The sequence below is a fragment of the Psychrobacter sp. JB193 genome (assembly GCF_002285555.1).
GTDB lineage: Bacteria > Pseudomonadota > Gammaproteobacteria > Pseudomonadales > Moraxellaceae > Psychrobacter > Psychrobacter alimentarius.
Window position 1 is genome coordinate 47,966 of record NZ_NRGY01000003.1, and the last position, 18,445, is coordinate 66,410.

Sequence of the window (18,445 nt, forward strand, 5' to 3'; positions counted from 1 at the left end):
AATAAGCAAACGTTAGACGTGATAGACATCCATAATTTGATGCACATAGTCGTCTTTTAAGACCACATACTTATCCAAAATCTTTGGACGGTTTTGGGTCATGTCTATTTTGTATTGAGAGTAACCCCAGTAGGTATTGGTCTCATGATAGCGATAAGATTTATTGATCCAGTTAAAACGCACCGTCACAATACCGTCGTTATTCTCAAGTAACTCAATGTTGGACAAGTTGTGGGCAGTGCGAGTATCGGGAATGGTTGCGGATGAGCGCTCCGTTTCGATACGGAAGATTCGATCTTCAAGACCACGGCGATCAGGGTAATAAATCAGTGAGATCTCTCGTTGCGGGTCGCTAATCAGCTCGCCATCATCATCCCAACTCGGCATCCAAAACGGGCAGTCTTCGTCATAACAGGTGAGCCATTCTTCCCATTTTTTTTCATCCAGTAAGCGTGCTTCACGGTACAAAAACTGCCGAATCTCTTCGATACTAACGCTTGTGTTTTTCATAATCATATCCTTATATATTGATTGGTCTTGCCACCATCAGCCACTGACAGACTGAGGTCGCCAGCTATACCGTGTCGTTGTTTTTTTGCGCCAAGGCTTTTTTCATCTCTTCATGCCAGTAGCGATGCTGTACGGTATAAAGACCCTCATCTTCAGTCTTAACCCCACTCATCAAAGGTTTAAGATCAATGGCAGCTGCGCCTTCATCAGCGCCTTCGATCCAATGCTCTGAGCCTCGGCACATATCGTTCCATTCCAGCTTAATGCCGTTGTAGCCTTCTTGACACGAGCGGAACTCTTCCAAATCGTCAGGCGTCGCCATACCAGTGACGTTAAAGAAGTCTTCGTACTGACGAATGCGGCGCGTACGTGATTCGTCACTTTCGCCTTTTGGCGCGATACACCAAATGGTGACTTCAGTTTTATCAACGGCTAGTGGACGAAGCACGCGGATTTGCGAGCCAAACTGATCCATGATGTAGACGTTTGGATACAGGCATAAGTTACGCGAACGCCCAATCATCCAGTCCGCCATCGCTTCGCCATATTTGGCCACATAGTCGTCACGATATGCATAGTTTGGACGGTCTTGTGGGTTTTCCCAATGTGTCCACAGCAGCATATGACCGTTTTCAAAAGAGTAAAACCCACCGCCTTGACGACCCCATTTCCCTGCATTCATGGCTTTGATGTTGTCCGCCTTTATCGCTTCTTGCTCTTTACGGCGCGCAGTCGTCGCCGCGTAGTTCCAATGTACGGCGGATACGTGATAGCCATCGGCACCATTTTCTGCTTGCAGCTTCCAGTTACCATCAAAGGTGTAGGTTGAGGTGCCACGTAGGACCTCGAGACCTTCTGGAGATTGATTGACAATCATGTCAAGAATTTTGGTAGAGCCGCCCAGCCACTCTTCGATAGGGGCAACGTCATCATTTAGGCTGGCGAATAAAAAGCCTTTATAGTTGGCAAGCTTGACTGGTTTGAGGTCGTGAGAGCCTTCTTTGTTAAAGCCTTCAGGGTACCCTGCGTGTCTTGGGTCTTTTACTTTGAGTAGTTTGCCTGAGTTATTAAAAGTCCAGCCGTGGAAGGGGCAGGTGTAAGTCGCTTTATTGCCTTTTTTATGACGGCATAATTGTGCGCCGCGATGTGAGCACGCGTTGATCATACAATGTAGCTCGCTTTCTTTATTACGGGCAAGGATGACGGGCTGACGTCCAATGTATGAGGTGTAGTAATCATTGTTATTTGGCACCTGACTTTCATGTGCCAGATAAACCCAATTGCTTTCAAAGATATGCTTCATTTCAAGCTCGAACAGCTCTTGATTGGTGAAGGCACTACGATGCAAACGATAAATGCCTTTTTCTTTATTTTCTTCTAAAAAATCATCAATGGTAATATCTGATCCTTCAGGTACTAGATTGATACGCTCGCTCATAATGGCCTTCCTTGTATAATAACGGTATGAAATAAGAGTAAGAGTCGACGCTTGATACGGCAGCTATGGACGTATCAAACGCAAAATTTGATGGTTTATTTATAGTCAATAGTGAGTAGTCTTAAACGCTTGCTGTAGTCTTAAACGATTGCTATTGCATGACGCTATCAACCGATCATTAACCTTGGGCGCGTCGGCGTTCGACTTCGCTGCCTTGGACGGATTGTTCGAGGTCTTTGACAAGATAAAAATCAAAATCAATGCTGGCGTAAGGTTTATCAACTTCTTTTTCTTTTAGCTTGTCTGCCTCTTCGACCATCGTGACTTCTGGTACTAAACCTTCACGGCTTGCAAAAGCGAAGTCATCCCATAAGTACTCATCGCCATCGATGTTGATCTGTGTGGTCAACTTGCGATAACCCTCTGCACTAGCAAAGAAGTGAATGTGGGCAGGGCGATGACCATGACGGCCTAGCGCACCGAGTACTTTTTGTGTCATGCCATCTGGCGGTACTGAATACCCAAGTGGCACGATGCTACGAAACGCATACTTGCCGTTTTCGTCCGTGATGATACTGCGACGTAGGTTGAACGGTGTTTGTGACTCATCAAAGAACGAATAGTTGCCCAAGCTATTGGCGTGCCAGACTTCTACTTTGGCGTTTGGTAGCGGCTGGTTGTCTGCACCATAAACCGTGCCTTGCATAAACAACACAGTACCAATATCGAGGTTTGTACCGTCATCTAGACGCGCAAAGCCTTTTGCTTCTGGCGCACCAGCGACATAGAGTGGGCCTTCGATGGTGCGAACAGTACCGCCATCTAAACCCGCGGCTTTTAAATCTTCTTCAATCATCAGATCCATGAAATGATCAAAGCCAAGACCGGGTGATAATAATCCTGCTTCTTTGCCCAAATCACCGATGAACTCTACACCAGACCAGTATTCGTCGGCCGTGATTTTCAGATCATTGATCGCTTGCATAAGGTCGGTGACGAGACGCAAAACGATCGCTTGTATGCGTGGATTGACTTGTTCAGGGAAGTCGATTTTGCCTTTGACGAATTGCGTGGCTAAAGCTTCAATTTGGCTGCGTTCCATGTCTCTCTCCTTGTTGAGGACTGTTTAAAAGGTCAGGTTATCGAGTATTCTTACTCAAATTTTGTTTGTCTGACTGACTGTTTGATCAAATTTTGGGTAATAAAGTACGCTTGGTCTCATATAGACCACGTCTGTTCAGTAATAAGAAATAAGAAATAAGAAGCTGTTAGTCAGCTGCGCTATTGAGGAGGTGTCTGGTTGTGATTACACTTATCAATAGCACCAGCCAGTTATCAGCTATCGTCATCACGCACAGAGGATGGATGACGAAGTAGTGGCGTGATCTCGACTTTCATATAAGGATAAAGCGGTAAGGACATCATGATATTGTGTAGCTCTTCATGACTCTCAACATCGAAAATGCTAAAGTTGGCATACTCACCAGCCAAACGCCAAATGTGACGCCATTTACCTTGCTCTTGTAGTTTTTGCGACAGGGCTTTTTCGGTGGTTTTAAGCTCATTGACCATATCTACATCCATATCGGTTGGTAGTAAAACATCCATTCTGACGTGATATAACATAATTGTTTCCTTACATTTAATGAGGGGAGTGCGACTGATAATGGCTTTCTACCAGCCTTTATGGCTATTGGTATATTCTTATACCTGATAGTGCTCGGTTACACGGTCTCACTATAAGCATTACTTGCATAATCTAACGACGATGACGTTGTTAGCATGGCTGCTGCCTGCTTGGCATAGTGATAGACTTTGTCGCTGTCCACTTCGATGCCCAGACCTGCACCTGTAGGGACATTTAGGCCAAAATCTTGGTAGTCTAGTGGCTGTGCTAAAACGTCTTCGGTCAATAAAAGCGGGCCGAACAGCTCTGTATCGAACCTTAAACTTGGATACGTTGAGAACACATGGGCTGATGCCGCTGTGCCAATAGGGCCCTCTAACATCGTACCGCCATACAGCTCCACGCCCGCTAAATGTGCCATTTGTCCAATCAGACAGGCTGCTTTTAGGCCACCTGCTTGATTGATTTTTACCGCAAAAACATCTGCACAGTGGTCGGCGGCTAATTGAAACGCATTCTGTGGGTCTTGAACCACTTCATCGGCCATAATCGGCACATCAAAGTGCTCAGTTAAACGTTTGAGCGCTGATTTATTACGCATCGATACGGGTTGCTCGATAAGATCAACACCGCCATTTTGTAATAGACTGATACCTTTCATTGCTTCAAGTTCTGTCCAAGCCTGATTGACATCGACCGTGATGCGGCAGTTGGGTAAGGCTTGTTTGATTGCCAATACATGCGCCACGTCGTCAAGTATAGGACGGCTGCCAATTTTTAATTTAAAAATGCGGTGTCTGTTTTGTGCCACCATTTGCTTGGCTTCATTGATATCGGTCGCGGTATTACCACTGGCAAGTGTCCATGCCACTTCGATACGATCCCGAACACGACCACCGATTAGCTCACTAATAGGCAGGTTGAGACGTTTGCCTTCAATATCGAGTAATGCGGTTTCAATCGCGCATTTGGCAAAACGGTTGCCATTGATATGAATATTTAGCAATTGCATGGCTTTTGCTGCGCTAGCAGGCTGCTCTTTTAGTAATAACGGGGTAAAGTAGGTATCGATATTGGTCTTGATGCTGTGAGGGCTTTCGTCAGCATAGCTTAGACCACCAATAGTTGTCGCTTCGCCCCAGCCTTCATAGCCATCTTCTGTTTGGATGTGTACGAGTACGAGTACTTGTTCGTTCATGACGGTACAAGCAAGCTTGTGTGCTCGGATAGTAGGTATTGGTACCAGCAAGGTATTGATTGAACGAATCATGACAGTCCCTAATTGATGAATGGTGCTTCCATATGCTTAATAAGAACTATAAATGTTAGATATCAGCATGTCTAAGACCTATTTAGTCTAATTTTAATACCTTTTAGGTATTTTGATATTCATCTTGCATCATGTTATGTTCTTTAGGTATGACGTCCATTATGTCTAATCTTACTCAGCTGGCATTGTTATCTATATCAAGGAAGAAAGAAGATGGAACTGAGGCACTTACGCTACTTTGTGGCGGTTGCAGAAGAAAAGAGCTTCAATAAAGCGGCAACCCGTCTGTTTATTTCACAGCCGCCGCTTAGTAGACAGATTAAGCAGCTAGAGGATGAGGTGGGTGTCACGCTCATTGATCGAGAAAATCGTCCGCTTAAGCTCACTGAGGCAGGCGAGTTTTTTTATGATCATGCCATTCAGATATTAAAAAAATCAGACGATCTGCGTGCGATGACCATTCGTAAAGGCAATTTTGATAATACGCTGTCTATCGGTTTTGTCTCATCGATTCTCTATGGTATTTTGCCAAAAGTGATCGCCCATTTTCGTGAAGTCTATCCAAATATAGAGATCAAACTCTATGAGCTGAACTCTTGGCAGCAAACACAGGGTTTGATAGAAGGAAAAATAGACGTGGGGTTCGGCAGACTGTTATTTGAGGACGCTTCTATCAGGCGGATGGTGCTTCGAGAGGAGAGCTTGGTCGTTGCGGTTCCTATTGGCCATCCTTTAGTAAAAGAGGGGCGCACCAGTCTCAGATTAATCGATCTGATCAACGAAAATCTATTGTTGTATCCAACCGCGCCGCGCCCTAGCTTTATAGATTACGTGCTGGAATTATTTGAAGCACGCAAATTAAAAGCCAATTATTTTACAGAAGTGCGTGAGTTGCATGTGGCGCTGGGACTGGTGGCGGCAGGTGAGGGTTTGACCATCGTGCCAAAAACGCTTGAACATTTGCGCAATCAAGAAGTGACTTATATCCCTTTTGAAGATGGATTGATTACGTCCCCAATTGTGATGAGCGTCAGACATTTCGACAAGTCGGAGCTATTAAAAACATTGCTAAATGTCACTTATCAAATCTACGATGCAGAAGGTTTCGATTATAAAAAAGAAACTATCTAGAGTCGTACAAGGTACAGTACATCAAAAATCCGCAGTAAAGGTTTACCCAATAAAAACCCCTGACAATCATTGAGTCTTCAGGGGTTTTTATTATCGTTCAGATGAGATGGTATTTTAAAATCAGCTGTTATTTAAAGACCATCACCAGTTAGAACCAGGCTTATAAATTTTGCTGAGCGTATTGGCGGCATCGACAATGGCTGGGGTAATATGCTGCTCAAAATGCTCCGAGGTAAAAGCTTGTACTGGAAAACTTACAGATAGGGCATATACCATTTTATTGGAAGACAAGTCCTTAATAGGTGCAGCACATGCAATCATGTCATTGTTGAACTTTTGCCAACTGGTTAAATGACTTTTGCCGCGAGCTCGCTTGACTGCTTGTAGTAATTCATCAAGGTTTTTAGGTGTTGCATCAGAGTAGACTTTCCAATCCGAAAAATTATCAAACCTTTTTTTAACTTCTTCATCTGGTAAATCACTTAAGAGCATTTGTCCAATGACAGTAGCATAAGCGGGCCATCTCAGTCCAGGTAGTATATTTGAGGTAAAACTACCCAAAGGTTGAATATTTTGTAAATTGACAATCTCTGTGCCATCTAAAGTAAAGAGATGTACGGCAGTACCCGTATCATCTCTGAGTTTTTCCATGACTGCATAGGCTTCTTGTTTGAATGAAATAGACGTAAGGTATGAGTGAGACAAATCGACCACTTTGATGTCTAACATGTAGTTTTTATTATGGTCTTTTTTGATGTAACCCATCTGTTCTAAGGTAAATAATAGTCTATATGCACTGGATTTATTGATGCCTAGCTGTGCTGCTATCTCTGATAATGACATCTCCACGATCTCATTCTTGTTAAACAACTCCATCAACAAAAGCCCGTTTTTTAGGCTGTTTACCATATATTTATCATCAGGTAATGATTCGGACATTATATCGATCTCAAAAATTGGTTAGAAATATTCTATCATACAAGGTAATTTATCGCGTAGTCCACAAGACTTGATAATAAATAGACAATGGTGAACAATTTATTAACTTATCTGCTTTATATCAATCTATATCCTTCCTGCCTCTGCGTGTATCAATAGTATTTTCTAGCCAACTTCATAAGGCAATTATTCAAATTACGCTGTTTATTGGTTTCAATCATGCGGCTACCGAACCATATGATTAATGTCGTCTTTGTTGTCTAAATCGTTCAAACCACGACTGCTGACTTTCTAATTTATAGGTCATAAAACGACTTTATCTACCTCAGTTACATTCCTCCTTTCTACGTCAATTCGATAGTTTTTCTCCTACAAAAATGACGTCTGTTATTCTCGCCTTGCATCAAATACCTATAAATATTTTATAAATCAAAACTTCATAAGGATAGGTAATTTTATTTAAGTTATTGATTATAAATAATTTTATTTAAATTTTATTCGTTTGTACGCTATTTAATCTTTAGTTGACAAGTGCGGAAAGTCTACGCTATATTAAGTTTTACATATTAAACAGTGTTTCATATACAAAACTAAGGACGGTTTACATGGACTGGTTACCCATATGCGATCTATCAGATATCAATGAAGATGAGCCTAAATCTGTAGAAGTGAACGGCAAGAAAATTGGGGTTTTTCAGATTGAGGATGCTTACTTTGCGCTAGAAAATGTGTGTCCACATGCTTATGCCTTGTTGACTGACGGTTTTATCGAAGATGAGACAGTGGAGTGTCCTTTACATGAGGCTATTTTTGATATCAAAAGTGGCAAGGTATTGAGTGGTCCTGCTGATCGCAACCTATGTACGTACGCTTTAAAAATCGAAGCAGACAAAATTTACATTCAAGACAAGGCTTAAAAAAATCTAAAGCAATGCGCCACAAAGGAGAAAGAGGATGCAGCAATACAACGAAAGCTTGATCCGTTGGAAGCAACACAGTCCTAGCAAGGATGCAGGTATCAACAATATTCAAATGCCAGGGCAGCCAACATTGATGGTTTGGCAGACCCGCGATCATGAGCCGACAGACTATGAATTGTCTTTAGCAAAAAATTTAGTGATGGCATTTTCGTCTGGTGCTGAGACTGTAGAAGCAGTCGTCATCGCCCTGAATGAGCAAGGCATGCTTCATGGAGATGGCAGCGCTTTTACCACTGAGTCGTTTGAACGAGAAATGGCACGGTTGGGATATTAAAAAATCATCAAATAAGGAGTATAAGGCGATGAGACAGTTTCAGTCATTAGAAGAGTATTTGTCATTAGGACTAAGGAATCGCTGGCATCCAGTATTGTCTTCTTGGGAAATAGAGTCGAATCCAGTAGGTATCACGCGATTGGGTGAAAACCTTGTGTTATGGAGAGATGAAGACGGCAAAGTCCATGCCCTCGAAGACAGATGTCCGCATCGCGGTGCCAGACTATCTCTAGGTTGGAACTTGGGTAACAAGGTTGCCTGCTGGTATCACGGGGTAGAAGTCTACAAAACGGGTACAGTCGTCGATGTTCCAGCGGTGAATGATTGCCCAATGAAAGGTCAGACCTGCGTACGGAGCTATCCAGTCGAAGAGTCAAATGGTGCCGTCTTTGTCTGGTTTGGTTTAGAAGATGGTCAAGCGCCAACACCACTTGAATTACCAGAACAGCTAGCAAGTGATGATTGGAGTAGCTTTTTGTGCATGGCTGATTGGAAGGTCAATTATCAGTATGCCGTTGATAATGTGATGGATCCAATGCACGGCGCTTTTTTGCACGCGACTTCTCATTCCATGTCAGAGGGAGATAAACAATCTGATATGGAGTTCAGAAAAACCAAAGATGGCTTCGTATTCGAAAAAACAGGTCAAAAAGGCGTAAATTTTGACTGGGTAGAATATGGCGATACGGGTAGCCCTTGGTTAAGACTGTCTATTCCTTATAAGAAAGATTTTGGGCCTGGTGGTGTTTTCTGGATTGTTGGTTTTGCCACACCGATTGACGAGCATCATACCCGTGTTTTCTTTTGGCGCTGCCGTGAAGTGCAAGGCTGGCAACGTGATACGTGGCGCTTTATGTACCGTACTTATCTGGAAAAATTGCATTGGGATGTCTTAGAACAAGACAGAATTATTTTAGAAAATATGGCACCACAGGCGCAGGCTCATGAGTTTTTGTATCAGCACGACGTGGGGCTTGCCCGTTTAAGAAGAATCTTTCAAAAAGAAGGTAAAAAACAATTTAACCAGCTGCAAGCGTCAAAAGAGTTAAAAGAAGAGAAGGCCAGCGCTTAATTGGACTGCTTCTTAACTCTGGCATACGAGCAAAATACAAATTGAAAGGGAGTTTTAGCACTAATGAACAATCTATTACTCAATAAGAGAATTGTTGTATCAGGCGCGGCTCGTGGGTTGGGTCTGTCTTTTGCCACTGCTTGTGCCAAGCAAGGCGCAGACGTGGTCATGTTGGATATCTTGGCAGATGAGGTCCATAGTCAAGCCAACTTGTTAAAAGAGCAGGGACTAAAGGCAACTGCTTGGCAGATAGATCTTGCAGAAGCATCAAACATCAAATCGACAGTTGATAACGTGATTGCTCAGAATGATCAAATTGATGGTCTCATCAACTGCGGCGCATTAGCGACTGGGGTTGGCGGCAAAAACATGATGGATTATGACGAGGATCTGTGGGATCGAGTGATGCAGATTAATGTCAAAGGCACGTGGTTATTGAGTAAGGCATTGATTCCTTATCTCAGAGCTTCTACTGCGGGAAAGATTGTCAATATTGCCTCTGATACCGCGCTTTGGGGCGCGCCAAACCTGATGGCTTATACCGCGAGTAAAGGCGCAATCATCTCTATGACCCGTTCCATGGCGCGTGAGCTTGGTGAAGACAACATCTGTGTTAATTGTATTTTGCCAGGCCTTACCATCGTTGAGGCAACTGCTTATGTACCACAGCAACGCCACGATCATTATGTCAATGGTCGCGCGCTCAACAGAAAGCAATATCCTGAAGACATTGATGGCACAGCAGTTTATCTGTTGTCTGACCTTGCCTCATTTGTCACAGGTCAAAACATTCCAGTAAATGGTGGCTTTGTATTTAACTGATGGTATTTAACTGATGGTATTTAACTAGCAAGCTTGCGTCACTGTGAGTGACCAAAGCATTCCAATAAGGATTTCACATGATAAACGGAATTAAAACCTTAAAATTCGGTGTTGAAGACCGAGAAAAATGCCAAAACTTTGCAATTGACTTTGGGTTAGAAGCAGTCAGTTCAGAGATAGAGGGCACAACAAAATTTAGTATGAACAACGGTAGTGCTATTTATGTCTATGATAAAGATGATGCCAGACTACCTCCTGCTTTTGAAGACGGCTCGACGCTAAGAGAAGTGACTTGGGCAGTCGATAATCAAGAGAGTTTTGACAAGCTAAAGGATAGCTTACAAGGTGTCGACGGTTATAAAGCAGAGACCGATATTTTGTATTGCCGTGATCCAAATGGACTGACGTTGTCTTTTGAAATCTGCGTCATGCAAACCAGCCTCGATAAAGCAAGCGCTGGCATCAATCAGTATGGTTCTATTAATAGAATCAATCAAGCCAGTCCAGTGTATGAACAAGCCTCGCCATTGGGTGTGGGTCATGTTGTTCTCTTTAGCCCCAATCTTGCAGCAGCACAAACATTTTACGAAAACAAATTAGGCTTTTATCTGTCGGATGCTTATAACAATCGAGGAGCGTTTTTACGGTGTTCTGGCGAGGGCTGGCACCACAATCTGTTTTTATTGAAGCTGCCCCATAAGGATACGCCTGGATTAAATCATGTGGCCTTTATTGTCAGAGACATACATGAAGTCATTGGCGGTGGTCTGCACATGAACCGAAAAAAATGGGATTCATTTATCGGCCCTGGTCGCCATCCTGTGTCCTCCGCGTACTTTTGGTATGTCCATTCACCATTTGGCGGGGCATTTGAATACTACACCAACGACGATTACTTAACGCCGGAATGGCAAGCTCGTCATTATGATTACTCGCTGGATTTGTTTACAGAGTGGGCAGTCGAGGGTGGTATTGATGACACCACGAGACGGCAAATCAATAACATGTGAATGACCAAAGCTACATGAGTTATATGGAAAGAGATGGCACACACACAAGGAGGTTTACCATGAATCAGATAGTCGTAATTGGTGCAGGTCAGGCCGCAATATGGGCGGCAAAAACCTTAAGATCTGAAGGTTATGCAGGTCACATCACAATTATAGGTGATGAAAATCATGCCTTTTACGAACGTCCTCCTTTATCCAAACAAGTGCTATTGGGTGAAGTCACTCACGAATCCTTAAAGATTTTTAAAGATGAGGTTGTCGATGAGCTCAATATTGAGTTATTAAAGCCAGTCAAAGTGACTCACATCGATCGTCAGAATAAGAAGGTCTATACCAATACTGACCAAGCAATTCCATACGATAAGTTATTGATTGCTACTGGAAGTAAGGCAAAAATCCCTGTTAAAGAATGGTCTTCTTTTCACAATGTTGTCAGCCTTCGCAATATTGAGGACAGTCTGCGCATTGAGGAAAAACTCAACCATATAAAAAAGGTCGGCATTATCGGTGGTGGCTGGATCGGCTTAGAAGTCGCCGCTTCTTTATCCAAAAGAAATATCGACGTGACCCTATATGAGATGAATGACAGATTGTGCGCCAGAAGCGTGAGTCAAGAGGTGTCAGATTATTTATTAGCGCTTCATGAGCAGCAAGGCGTCCATATCAGACTGTCTTGTAAACACCTTGACTTAAATCAATCAGATGAGGATCAAAGCGTCAGCATCCACGTTAGCAATGACACCGATACGGCTGTCTATGACTTGGTGTTTTTGGGCACAGGAGCGCATATCAATAAAGAGATTGCTGAAGTATCAGGGTTAGAAACGAGTGATGGCATTGTCGTTAATAAATACTGCCAAACCAGTGATCCTAATGTTTATGCGGCAGGCGATGTGGCGATTCACCCCAGTTTGGGATTCTGTATTCAGTCTTGGTCAAATGCTCAACATCAAGGTGTTATTGCTGCCCAGTCTATGCTTTCTCAGCAGGTACCTTATGAAGAGACACCATGGTTATGGTCCGATCAATACGATAAAAACATTCAAATATTAGGTTCACCTGTCGATATCGACCACTGTCAATTGGTGGTTAGAGCAGATAAAGAGGGAGATTACTGCTTTTTTTATCTCGATCAAGAGAAAAAACTGCGTTACCTAGTCGCCGTCAACAACAACAAAATTGTCAAAATGGCCAAAAGGTGGATTAAGGCAGAATGGCCACTTGATCCAGATATGCTAAAAGACCAGTCATTCAATCTTATGAAGATAAAACCCAAATAGCTAATCACAGAAAATAGACCCTTATACATGCAGTGCTATTTTTTGAATAGGAAAGACGCTTCTACTAGACGATTTGAATGTTATTCAATCATTGATTGCATCATCAAATCTTAAGTCAATTCTCAAGGATGATAGAAATGGATATAACCGTAGACAATGTTGATGCTGTAGGCGCAAAAAGAAATAGACCGGGTGGTTTTAGATACTGGTTACCCGCCATTGTATTAATGATAACAGTGATACTGGCATTTTTTGACAAAATTAGTATCGCTGTCCTTTTCTCAGATCCTGCTTTTTTGTCTGACTTTGGGATTGCAGGCGATAAAACCAAACTGGGCTGGTTGATGAGTATCTTCTTATTGGCCTATGGTCTCTCATCCGTTTTTCTTAGCTTTGTGGGTGATATTTTTGGACCAAAAAAAATCCTACTGTGCGGTATTGCCAGTTGGGGCGTGTTGATGCTCCTGATGGGTTTGACCAATAATTTTTACATGCTCTTGTTCTACCGTGTGTTACTTGGCATTGCTGAAGGGCCGTTATTGGCACTCTGCTACAGCATTGTTAAGCAAAACTATACAGAATCTGAGCAGGCACGTGCGTCTACCTTATTCTTATTGGGTACACCGCTGGGTGCGGCGCTTGGATTTCCACTGACCGCGCTTATTCTACAAAACTACCACTGGGAAGCCACCTTCTTCTTCATATCGTTTATCACCATATTCTTATTAATCCTCGTGTTTTTTGGCTTAAAGGGTATTACGTATGTGAAAGCGAATAGAAAGAGCGTTGACCATAAAACAAACTTCACAAAACTGTTAAGCAGTAAGCCGTTTTGGTTGGTTACCTTTTTCAATGTCGGGACGTTGGCCTACTTATGGGGTCTCAACAGCTGGATACCGACTTACCTAATAGAAGCAAAAGGATTTGATTTAAAGCAGTTTGGCAGCTTATCTATGATTCCCTTCTTAGCCATGCTCGTAGGCGAAATCATTGGTGCCTTTAATTCAGACAGATATCCGCACAGAAGAGCACTGCAAGTCTTTGGTGGTTTGTTTGGCGCTGGCGTCACCATGTTCTTATTAATTTATCAACAAAGTGTGGTGAATGTCCTCATCTTTATGTCTGCCAGTGCTTTCTTATGGGGATTTAATGTGTCTGCCATTTTTGCACTACTTGCCAATACCACAGCAAAAGAAGTGGCAACGACTGCAGGCGGTATTTTTAATGGATTTGGGAATTTTGGTAGTGCCTTAGCACCTGTAATCATCGGATATATTGTTGTTTATACAGGCAATATTGACTACGGGATCATGTTCTTAGCTGGTGTGGCTATCGTATCGTCTTTCTTCTTAGTGCCATTGCTCAAGAAATATTAGATGTAAAAAGAAAGAGCGTGAACAGCACAAAATTTTGTTAAATCAACCGATTAAATAGTGAGTGAAACCACAAGGAGTACAGTTATGAATACTAAAAACACTGAAACTTGGAAAAGACCAGAAGGCAGTACGCTAAAAGATTGGATATCAACCCGTGTCGCAAGATTTGAAAATCGCAAGTACGACTTTAGCGCGCTGAAGTTTCAAGCAGATTTTGATCCTAAGTATAGACGCGCTCAAATGCGCTATATGGGAACAGGGGCGACTGGTATTTCTGGGGATACCAATACAGTGCCAGCTGAAAACTTTACCTTTTCGACAATGTTGCTACCAGCAGGGTGTGAAGGCCCACCGCATGTGCATACCGATGCTGAAGAAGTCTTTTTTATGCTTCGCGGCTCCATTGAGTTAACGGTAGAAGAGAACGGTGAAGAAACTTCTTTGGTTTTGAATTATAGAGATTTGATCTCAATACCGCCCAATGTGTATAGAGGGCTTCGAAATCATACGCAAGAAGATGCGCTGATGTGCGTCATGATTGGTAATCCAAAACCTGTCATTCCGACTTACCCAGATGACCATCCGTTGTCTAAGATTAAACGTTAGATCTTGCGAACACGTCTTTGTTTCATCAATGGTAACGAGATGAATCGGCTCTGATTTTTGGATACATAAGGGAATCTGTATGAGAAATTTTGACAAAGAATATGACTCCATCAGTCGTATTGAGTTTATTCAAAATGATGGGCTGGGTGAGGAGACGATTGTCTTGTTACACGGTATCAGCTCAGGTTCTGATTCTTGGTCAAACCAAGTGGACGCCTTGGAAACTCACGCTTCTGTTTTAGCGTGGAATGCGCCTGGATATGGTAAGAGTGAGCAAATTGAACAAGAGATGCCTACTGCGCTTGATTACAGCCAGCAACTATTGACGCTTCTCGAATCAAAAAATATCGATCGTATTCATCTCGTAGGGCATTCCTTAGGTGCGCTTATCGCCGCAGGTTTTGCCTCCAAATACCCAGCCAAGGTAAATAAGCTGATCTTGGTCAATCCCGCCCAAGGCTACGGAGAGTTTGAGCAAGCAACGCAAGATGAGATTGCCAAGATGCGTCCAAAACTATTAAGGACACTTGGCGGCGTAGAGATGGCAAGGCAAAGGAGTAGCGCTTTATTATTTGATGCCAGTGAGGACAAGGTCGCGCTGCTCGAAAAAATAATGGAACGCATTACGATAGAAGGGTTTGAAAAGTCATCACGGTTATTGGCACATGACAGTATTCACCATTATCTAGCAAAGATAGACAAACCTGTCGACTTAATCTATGGCACTGAGGATGGTATCACCACACCCAAGATTATGTTTGAGATTGCAGCGCGGCATAAAAACATCTCATTGCATGCTATCGATGCAGCCAGTCATTTATCGTACTTGGATCAGCCAGCGCGTTTTAACCAAGTCCTTTTATCAATCATTCAAGGTGATGATTTATGAGTTTTAAAGTAAGAGATAAGGTAGTCATCATCACTGGTGGCTCCTCTGGTATAGGACTTGAATTGGTCAAGCTATTCCTAGCAGAAGGTGCCAAAGTCGCTTGGTGTGGTAGAAACCAAGAGAAACTTCAATCAACCTTTGACGCGTTGAGTGCAGAATACGACGCAAACCAGATGTTCATTCATCACTGTGATGTGCTCGACAAAGAGCAAGTAGAAGATTATGTCGCGTTAGTGATCAAAAAATTTGGTGCAATTGACATGCTTGTGAATAACGCCGGACAAGGTAAAGTGGCAGATTTTTTTGCAACCGAAGAGCAAGACTGGGTTGATGAGCTTAAGTTAAAAGTTTTTAGCGTGGTCAATATGATTAATGCGACGTTACCACATCTAAAGCAGTCCGATATTGCATCGATAACCAATGTGAACTCTTTGCTGGGTCTAAAGCCAGAAACTCACATGGTAGCAACCTCAGTTGCCAGAGCAGGCTTATTAAATCTAAGTAAAAATCTCGCTAATGAGCTGGTCAAAGAAAACATCAGAGTCAACTCTATATTGATTGGGTTGGTGGAGTCTGGACAGTGGCGCAGACGTTTTGAGGAACGATCAGATAAAACCAAAAACTGGCAAGAATGGACGGCTCATGTCGCTGCCAAAAAGCAGATTCCACTTGGCCGTTTAGGCAAGCCAGAGGAGGCGGCTTACGCACTGTTGTTTTTGGCATCTCCGTTATCCTCTTATACCACAGGCTCGGTGGTTGACGTCTCTGGTGGTTTGAGCAAAGAAATATAAAAGATATAAATAGGAGTAAGGCATGAAAAGCGTGATGTTCATAGGCTACGGATCAATGGCAAAAAAAGTACATAAGATGTTGCCTGAAAATATCGTTTTATCAGCGGTAGTTGCCAGCCCTAAAAGCGTAGACAGTATCAAGGCGGAAATAGGCGAATCTATCGAGGTGATTACTTGCGTTGATGATTTGACTCACATGCCTGATTTGGCCATTGAGATGTCAGGCCAAAATGGACTCAAAGAACACGCCATCAAAATCTTGGAAAAATGTATCCCGCTTGGCATTGTCTCCGTCGGTGCACTTACCGATGAAACGTTTGCCGTAGCACTTGCTGATACCGCACAAAGAAACGGAGTAAAAATCCATATCTTAGCAGGTGCCGTGGCTGGCATTGATGGTATCAATGCGGCAAGTTTGGCAGGACTCGATCGTGTGGTTTATCAAGGCAGAAAGCAGCCCGACAGCTGGAAGGGCAGTCATGCCGATCAGCTTATCGATTACGACCATTTAAAAGAAGCAACGGTCTTCTTTACAGGCACTGCGAGAGAAGCGGCGGCTTTATTCCCAGCCAACTCAAACGTTGCTGCTACCATCGCGCTGGCAGGTATTGGTCTTGATAATACGACGGTAGAGTTAATCGCTGATCCAGCACTTGAACACAACATTCATCATATCACCGCTGAAGGCGTGTTCGGCAAGCTTGAGATCAGTATGACTGGATTACCATTAGCCGAAAATCCCAAGACTTCAAGTTTAGCAGCCTTTAGTGCTTTGCGCTTGTGCTGTCGGATCGACCAAACCTTACAAATATAAAGCGCCATTAATGTGAGAAACCTTATGAAAAAAATATTTATCGCTGGTAAGTGGAAACTTGGTGGTGGCAAACCGACAAAAAGCTATTATCCAGCCGACCATTCACAAAATGCGGAAATATCAACCGCAAGTTTGGATGATGTTAATGAAGCCATTTTAGCGGCTGATGCTGCTTGGAGGCACTCAGACTGGCGCGACACGCTACCCTCAGAAAAAGCCACCATTTTATTTAAAGTGGCGAACCTATTAGAAGACAAAAAGACATTTTTAGCCAAATTGCAAACCCGAGATAACGGTAAGCCGATCTCTGAAACCATGGGTCTGGTAAATAGTGCGATCGCCACGACTCGGTATATCGCCAGTTGTCTTGAGACTTTAGACAACGAGCTGACCAATCAGCGCATCAAGTCTGTCTTGACGTTCACCACTTATGAGCCGTTAGGGGTCGTTGCCGCGATCACACCATGGAACTCTCCAATTGCGTCAGAGATACAAAAAATCATACCTGCACTGGCAGGGGGTAACGCCGTTATTCTAAAACCTGCTGAAGCAACCTCTCTTATCGCCCTTGAGCTGGCGACGATACTTGAAGAGGCCGGCTTGCCAGCAGGCTTATTTAGTGTATTGACAGGCAGGGGTTCTATCGTTGGAGAAGCGATTGTCAAACATCCGCTGGTACAAAAAATCTCTTTTACTGGCAGTACCAGTACGGGTAGACACTTAGCTCATGTGGCAGCCGAAAAGCTTATTTCTACGTCCTTAGAGTTGGGTGGTAAATCCCCTACGATTGTTTTTGAGGATGCCAACGTTGATATCGCAGTAAACGGTGTGATTTATGGCATTTTTAGCTCATCGGGACAAGCTTGTATTGCAGGCTCAAGACTATTTGTTCATCAGAGTATTTACGACAAGTTTTTAGATGTTTTGATTGAGAAAACCAAGAAAATCATCGTGGGCGACCCAGAAGCATCCAACACACAAATGGGGCCTTTAGTTAGTGAAGCGCATCTTAAAACAGTTGATGACTACGTCAAAATGGCTAAAGATGAGGGCGGTAATGTCGTGACTGGCGGCTACAAACTCACTGGCGAAAAATTTGATAAAGGTTCTTACTACGCGCCAACCATCATTACAGGGTTAACCAACCAAGCCCAAGTTTGCCAAGAAGAGATATTTGGCCCCGTACTGGTTGTGATGTCATTCAATGATGAAGAGGCATTGGTGGCTGAGGCGAATCAGAGTGTCTATGGTCTTGCCGCTGGCATATGGACAGAGGATTACCGCAAAGCGCTTGATATGGCAAAGCGCCTTGAAGCTGGCACGATATGGATAAACACTTACAAGAAATTTTCTATTGCTACGCCTTTTAGTGGACACAAAGAAAGCGGCGTCGGTAAAGAAAAAGGACGTCTCGGTATTTTGGATTATATGCAAACAAAAAGCATATTTTTGAACCTTGATGAAACGCCAAACCCGTGGTGTGAAACCAAATAGCTATGTACTAAATAACTATTTAGCAAGTACCCATGTACCAAAAAACAATGTACCAAAAAACCATGTTTAACATTCTTATTAAGCAATCAGATGATACCTATAGACAGGGATGAGATTATGAC

At 43.1% G+C, this 18,445-nt stretch carries 19 protein-coding genes; 13 read left to right on the forward strand and 6 right to left on the reverse strand.

The genetic code is table 11. The annotated features are described in order from the left end of the window. Positions 1 to 12: 12 nt before the first annotated feature. From benB to CIK80_RS13435, 5 genes are all read right to left on the reverse strand, one after another. Entirely contained in the window at positions 13 to 516 is a 504-nt protein-coding gene (gene benB / locus CIK80_RS13415) for a benzoate 1,2-dioxygenase small subunit (RefSeq protein ID WP_218830338.1), read from the reverse strand. 58 nt (positions 517 to 574) lie between these two features. Then, positions 575 to 1,948: a benzoate 1,2-dioxygenase large subunit gene (gene benA / locus CIK80_RS13420; protein ID WP_095570444.1), complete on the reverse strand. Its 1,374-nt coding sequence runs from the start codon at positions 1,946 to 1,948 to the stop codon at positions 575 to 577. 178 nt (positions 1,949 to 2,126) lie between these two features. Next, entirely contained in the window at positions 2,127 to 3,050 is a 924-nt protein-coding gene (catA, locus tag CIK80_RS13425) for a catechol 1,2-dioxygenase (protein WP_095570445.1), read from the reverse strand. Between the two features lie 233 nt (positions 3,051 to 3,283). Beyond that, the gene (catC, locus tag CIK80_RS13430; protein WP_095570446.1) at positions 3,284 to 3,574 is read right to left on the reverse strand and encodes a muconolactone Delta-isomerase; all 291 of its coding nucleotides are present in this window, start codon (positions 3,572 to 3,574) and stop codon (positions 3,284 to 3,286) included. Between the two features lie 98 nt (positions 3,575 to 3,672). Continuing rightward, positions 3,673 to 4,845: a muconate/chloromuconate family cycloisomerase gene (locus tag CIK80_RS13435; RefSeq protein ID WP_062844780.1), complete on the reverse strand. Its 1,173-nt coding sequence runs from the start codon at positions 4,843 to 4,845 to the stop codon at positions 3,673 to 3,675. Positions 4,846 to 5,058: 213 nt separating this feature from the next. Here CIK80_RS13435 and CIK80_RS13440 point away from each other — a divergent pair, with 213 nt between their 5' ends. Beyond that, a complete protein-coding gene (locus tag CIK80_RS13440; RefSeq protein ID WP_095570447.1) occupies positions 5,059 to 5,976 on the forward strand; it encodes a LysR family transcriptional regulator in 918 nt (305 codons plus the stop codon). A 141-nt stretch (positions 5,977 to 6,117) separates the two neighbouring features. Here CIK80_RS13440 and CIK80_RS13445 read toward each other — a convergent pair whose 3' ends face one another. After that, positions 6,118 to 6,915, reverse strand: a complete 798-nt coding sequence (locus CIK80_RS13445) for an IclR family transcriptional regulator (protein WP_095570448.1) — start codon at positions 6,913 to 6,915, stop codon at positions 6,118 to 6,120. 605 nt (positions 6,916 to 7,520) lie between these two features. On the opposite strand from CIK80_RS13445, the gene CIK80_RS13450 reads away from it, so the two are divergent. The 12 genes from CIK80_RS13450 to CIK80_RS13505 all read left to right on the forward strand — a co-directional run bounded on the left by CIK80_RS13450 (position 7,521) and on the right by CIK80_RS13505 (position 18,323). Then, positions 7,521 to 7,832: a non-heme iron oxygenase ferredoxin subunit gene (locus tag CIK80_RS13450; protein WP_095570449.1), complete on the forward strand. Its 312-nt coding sequence runs from the start codon at positions 7,521 to 7,523 to the stop codon at positions 7,830 to 7,832. Between the two features lie 37 nt (positions 7,833 to 7,869). Then, positions 7,870 to 8,169, forward strand: coding sequence for a recombinase-like helix-turn-helix domain-containing protein (locus CIK80_RS13455; protein ID WP_095570450.1), 300 nt, complete (start codon positions 7,870 to 7,872; stop codon positions 8,167 to 8,169). Positions 8,170 to 8,197: 28 nt separating this feature from the next. Then, positions 8,198 to 9,241, forward strand: a complete 1,044-nt coding sequence (locus CIK80_RS13460; protein WP_095570451.1) for an aromatic ring-hydroxylating dioxygenase subunit alpha — start codon at positions 8,198 to 8,200, stop codon at positions 9,239 to 9,241. 63 nt (positions 9,242 to 9,304) lie between these two features. Then, positions 9,305 to 10,063 carry an SDR family oxidoreductase gene (locus CIK80_RS13465; protein WP_095570452.1) on the forward strand — a complete coding sequence of 253 codons (759 nt, stop codon included), beginning with the start codon at positions 9,305 to 9,307 and terminating at the stop codon, positions 10,061 to 10,063. Between the two features lie 77 nt (positions 10,064 to 10,140). Then, on the forward strand, positions 10,141 to 11,073 hold the full coding sequence (locus CIK80_RS13470) for a VOC family protein (RefSeq protein WP_095570453.1): 933 nt from the start codon (positions 10,141 to 10,143) through the stop codon (positions 11,071 to 11,073). 59 nt (positions 11,074 to 11,132) lie between these two features. Beyond that, a complete protein-coding gene (locus CIK80_RS13475) occupies positions 11,133 to 12,353 on the forward strand; it encodes an FAD-dependent oxidoreductase (RefSeq protein ID WP_095570454.1) in 1,221 nt (406 codons plus the stop codon). A 137-nt stretch (positions 12,354 to 12,490) separates the two neighbouring features. Next, on the forward strand, positions 12,491 to 13,729 hold the full coding sequence (locus tag CIK80_RS13480; RefSeq protein ID WP_095570455.1) for an MFS transporter: 1,239 nt from the start codon (positions 12,491 to 12,493) through the stop codon (positions 13,727 to 13,729). A gap of 84 nt (positions 13,730 to 13,813) precedes the next feature. Continuing rightward, complete coding sequence (locus CIK80_RS13485; RefSeq protein WP_095570456.1) at positions 13,814 to 14,335, forward strand: cupin domain-containing protein; 522 nt, start codon at positions 13,814 to 13,816, stop codon at positions 14,333 to 14,335. 79 nt (positions 14,336 to 14,414) lie between these two features. After that, entirely contained in the window at positions 14,415 to 15,224 is an 810-nt protein-coding gene (locus CIK80_RS13490) for an alpha/beta hydrolase (protein ID WP_095570457.1), read from the forward strand. Further along, the gene (locus CIK80_RS13495) at positions 15,221 to 16,015 is read left to right on the forward strand and encodes an SDR family oxidoreductase (RefSeq protein WP_095570458.1); all 795 of its coding nucleotides are present in this window, start codon (positions 15,221 to 15,223) and stop codon (positions 16,013 to 16,015) included. Before CIK80_RS13490 ends, CIK80_RS13495 begins: the two co-directional genes overlap by 4 nt. Positions 16,016 to 16,037: 22 nt before the next feature. After that, complete coding sequence (locus tag CIK80_RS13500; RefSeq protein WP_095570459.1) at positions 16,038 to 16,829, forward strand: aspartate dehydrogenase; 792 nt, start codon at positions 16,038 to 16,040, stop codon at positions 16,827 to 16,829. A 24-nt stretch (positions 16,830 to 16,853) separates the two neighbouring features. Further along, positions 16,854 to 18,323 carry an aldehyde dehydrogenase gene (locus tag CIK80_RS13505; RefSeq protein ID WP_095570460.1) on the forward strand — a complete coding sequence of 490 codons (1,470 nt, stop codon included), beginning with the start codon at positions 16,854 to 16,856 and terminating at the stop codon, positions 18,321 to 18,323. The last annotated feature ends 122 nt before the right edge of the window (positions 18,324 to 18,445 follow it).

What these genes read in the sequence shown, in the direction of transcription:
- CIK80_RS13485 (WP_095570456.1), top strand. Translation starts at nt 13,814, where the DNA reads ATGAATACTAAAAACACTGAAACTTGGAAAAGACCAGAAGGCAGTACG.
- CIK80_RS13495 (WP_095570458.1), top strand. Translation starts at nt 15,221, where the DNA reads ATGAGTTTTAAAGTAAGAGATAAGGTAGTCATCATCACTGGTGGCTCC.
- benA (WP_095570444.1), bottom strand. Translation starts at nt 1,948, where the DNA reads ATGAGCGAGCGTATCAATCTAGTACCTGAAGGATCAGATATTACCATT.
- CIK80_RS13480 (WP_095570455.1), top strand. Translation starts at nt 12,491, where the DNA reads ATGGATATAACCGTAGACAATGTTGATGCTGTAGGCGCAAAAAGAAAT.
- CIK80_RS13435 (WP_062844780.1), bottom strand. Translation starts at nt 4,845, where the DNA reads ATGATTCGTTCAATCAATACCTTGCTGGTACCAATACCTACTATCCGA.
- CIK80_RS13445 (WP_095570448.1), bottom strand. Translation starts at nt 6,915, where the DNA reads ATGTCCGAATCATTACCTGATGATAAATATATGGTAAACAGCCTAAAA.
- CIK80_RS13505 (WP_095570460.1), top strand. Translation starts at nt 16,854, where the DNA reads ATGAAAAAAATATTTATCGCTGGTAAGTGGAAACTTGGTGGTGGCAAA.
- CIK80_RS13475 (WP_095570454.1), top strand. Translation starts at nt 11,133, where the DNA reads ATGAATCAGATAGTCGTAATTGGTGCAGGTCAGGCCGCAATATGGGCG.
- CIK80_RS13440 (WP_095570447.1), top strand. Translation starts at nt 5,059, where the DNA reads ATGGAACTGAGGCACTTACGCTACTTTGTGGCGGTTGCAGAAGAAAAG.
- CIK80_RS13460 (WP_095570451.1), top strand. Translation starts at nt 8,198, where the DNA reads ATGAGACAGTTTCAGTCATTAGAAGAGTATTTGTCATTAGGACTAAGG.
- CIK80_RS13490 (WP_095570457.1), top strand. Translation starts at nt 14,415, where the DNA reads ATGAGAAATTTTGACAAAGAATATGACTCCATCAGTCGTATTGAGTTT.
- CIK80_RS13500 (WP_095570459.1), top strand. Translation starts at nt 16,038, where the DNA reads ATGAAAAGCGTGATGTTCATAGGCTACGGATCAATGGCAAAAAAAGTA.
- benB (WP_218830338.1), bottom strand. Translation starts at nt 516, where the DNA reads ATGATTATGAAAAACACAAGCGTTAGTATCGAAGAGATTCGGCAGTTT.
- CIK80_RS13450 (WP_095570449.1), top strand. Translation starts at nt 7,521, where the DNA reads ATGGACTGGTTACCCATATGCGATCTATCAGATATCAATGAAGATGAG.
- CIK80_RS13465 (WP_095570452.1), top strand. Translation starts at nt 9,305, where the DNA reads ATGAACAATCTATTACTCAATAAGAGAATTGTTGTATCAGGCGCGGCT.
- CIK80_RS13455 (WP_095570450.1), top strand. Translation starts at nt 7,870, where the DNA reads ATGCAGCAATACAACGAAAGCTTGATCCGTTGGAAGCAACACAGTCCT.
- catC (WP_095570446.1), bottom strand. Translation starts at nt 3,574, where the DNA reads ATGTTATATCACGTCAGAATGGATGTTTTACTACCAACCGATATGGAT.
- CIK80_RS13470 (WP_095570453.1), top strand. Translation starts at nt 10,141, where the DNA reads ATGATAAACGGAATTAAAACCTTAAAATTCGGTGTTGAAGACCGAGAA.
- catA (WP_095570445.1), bottom strand. Translation starts at nt 3,050, where the DNA reads ATGGAACGCAGCCAAATTGAAGCTTTAGCCACGCAATTCGTCAAAGGC.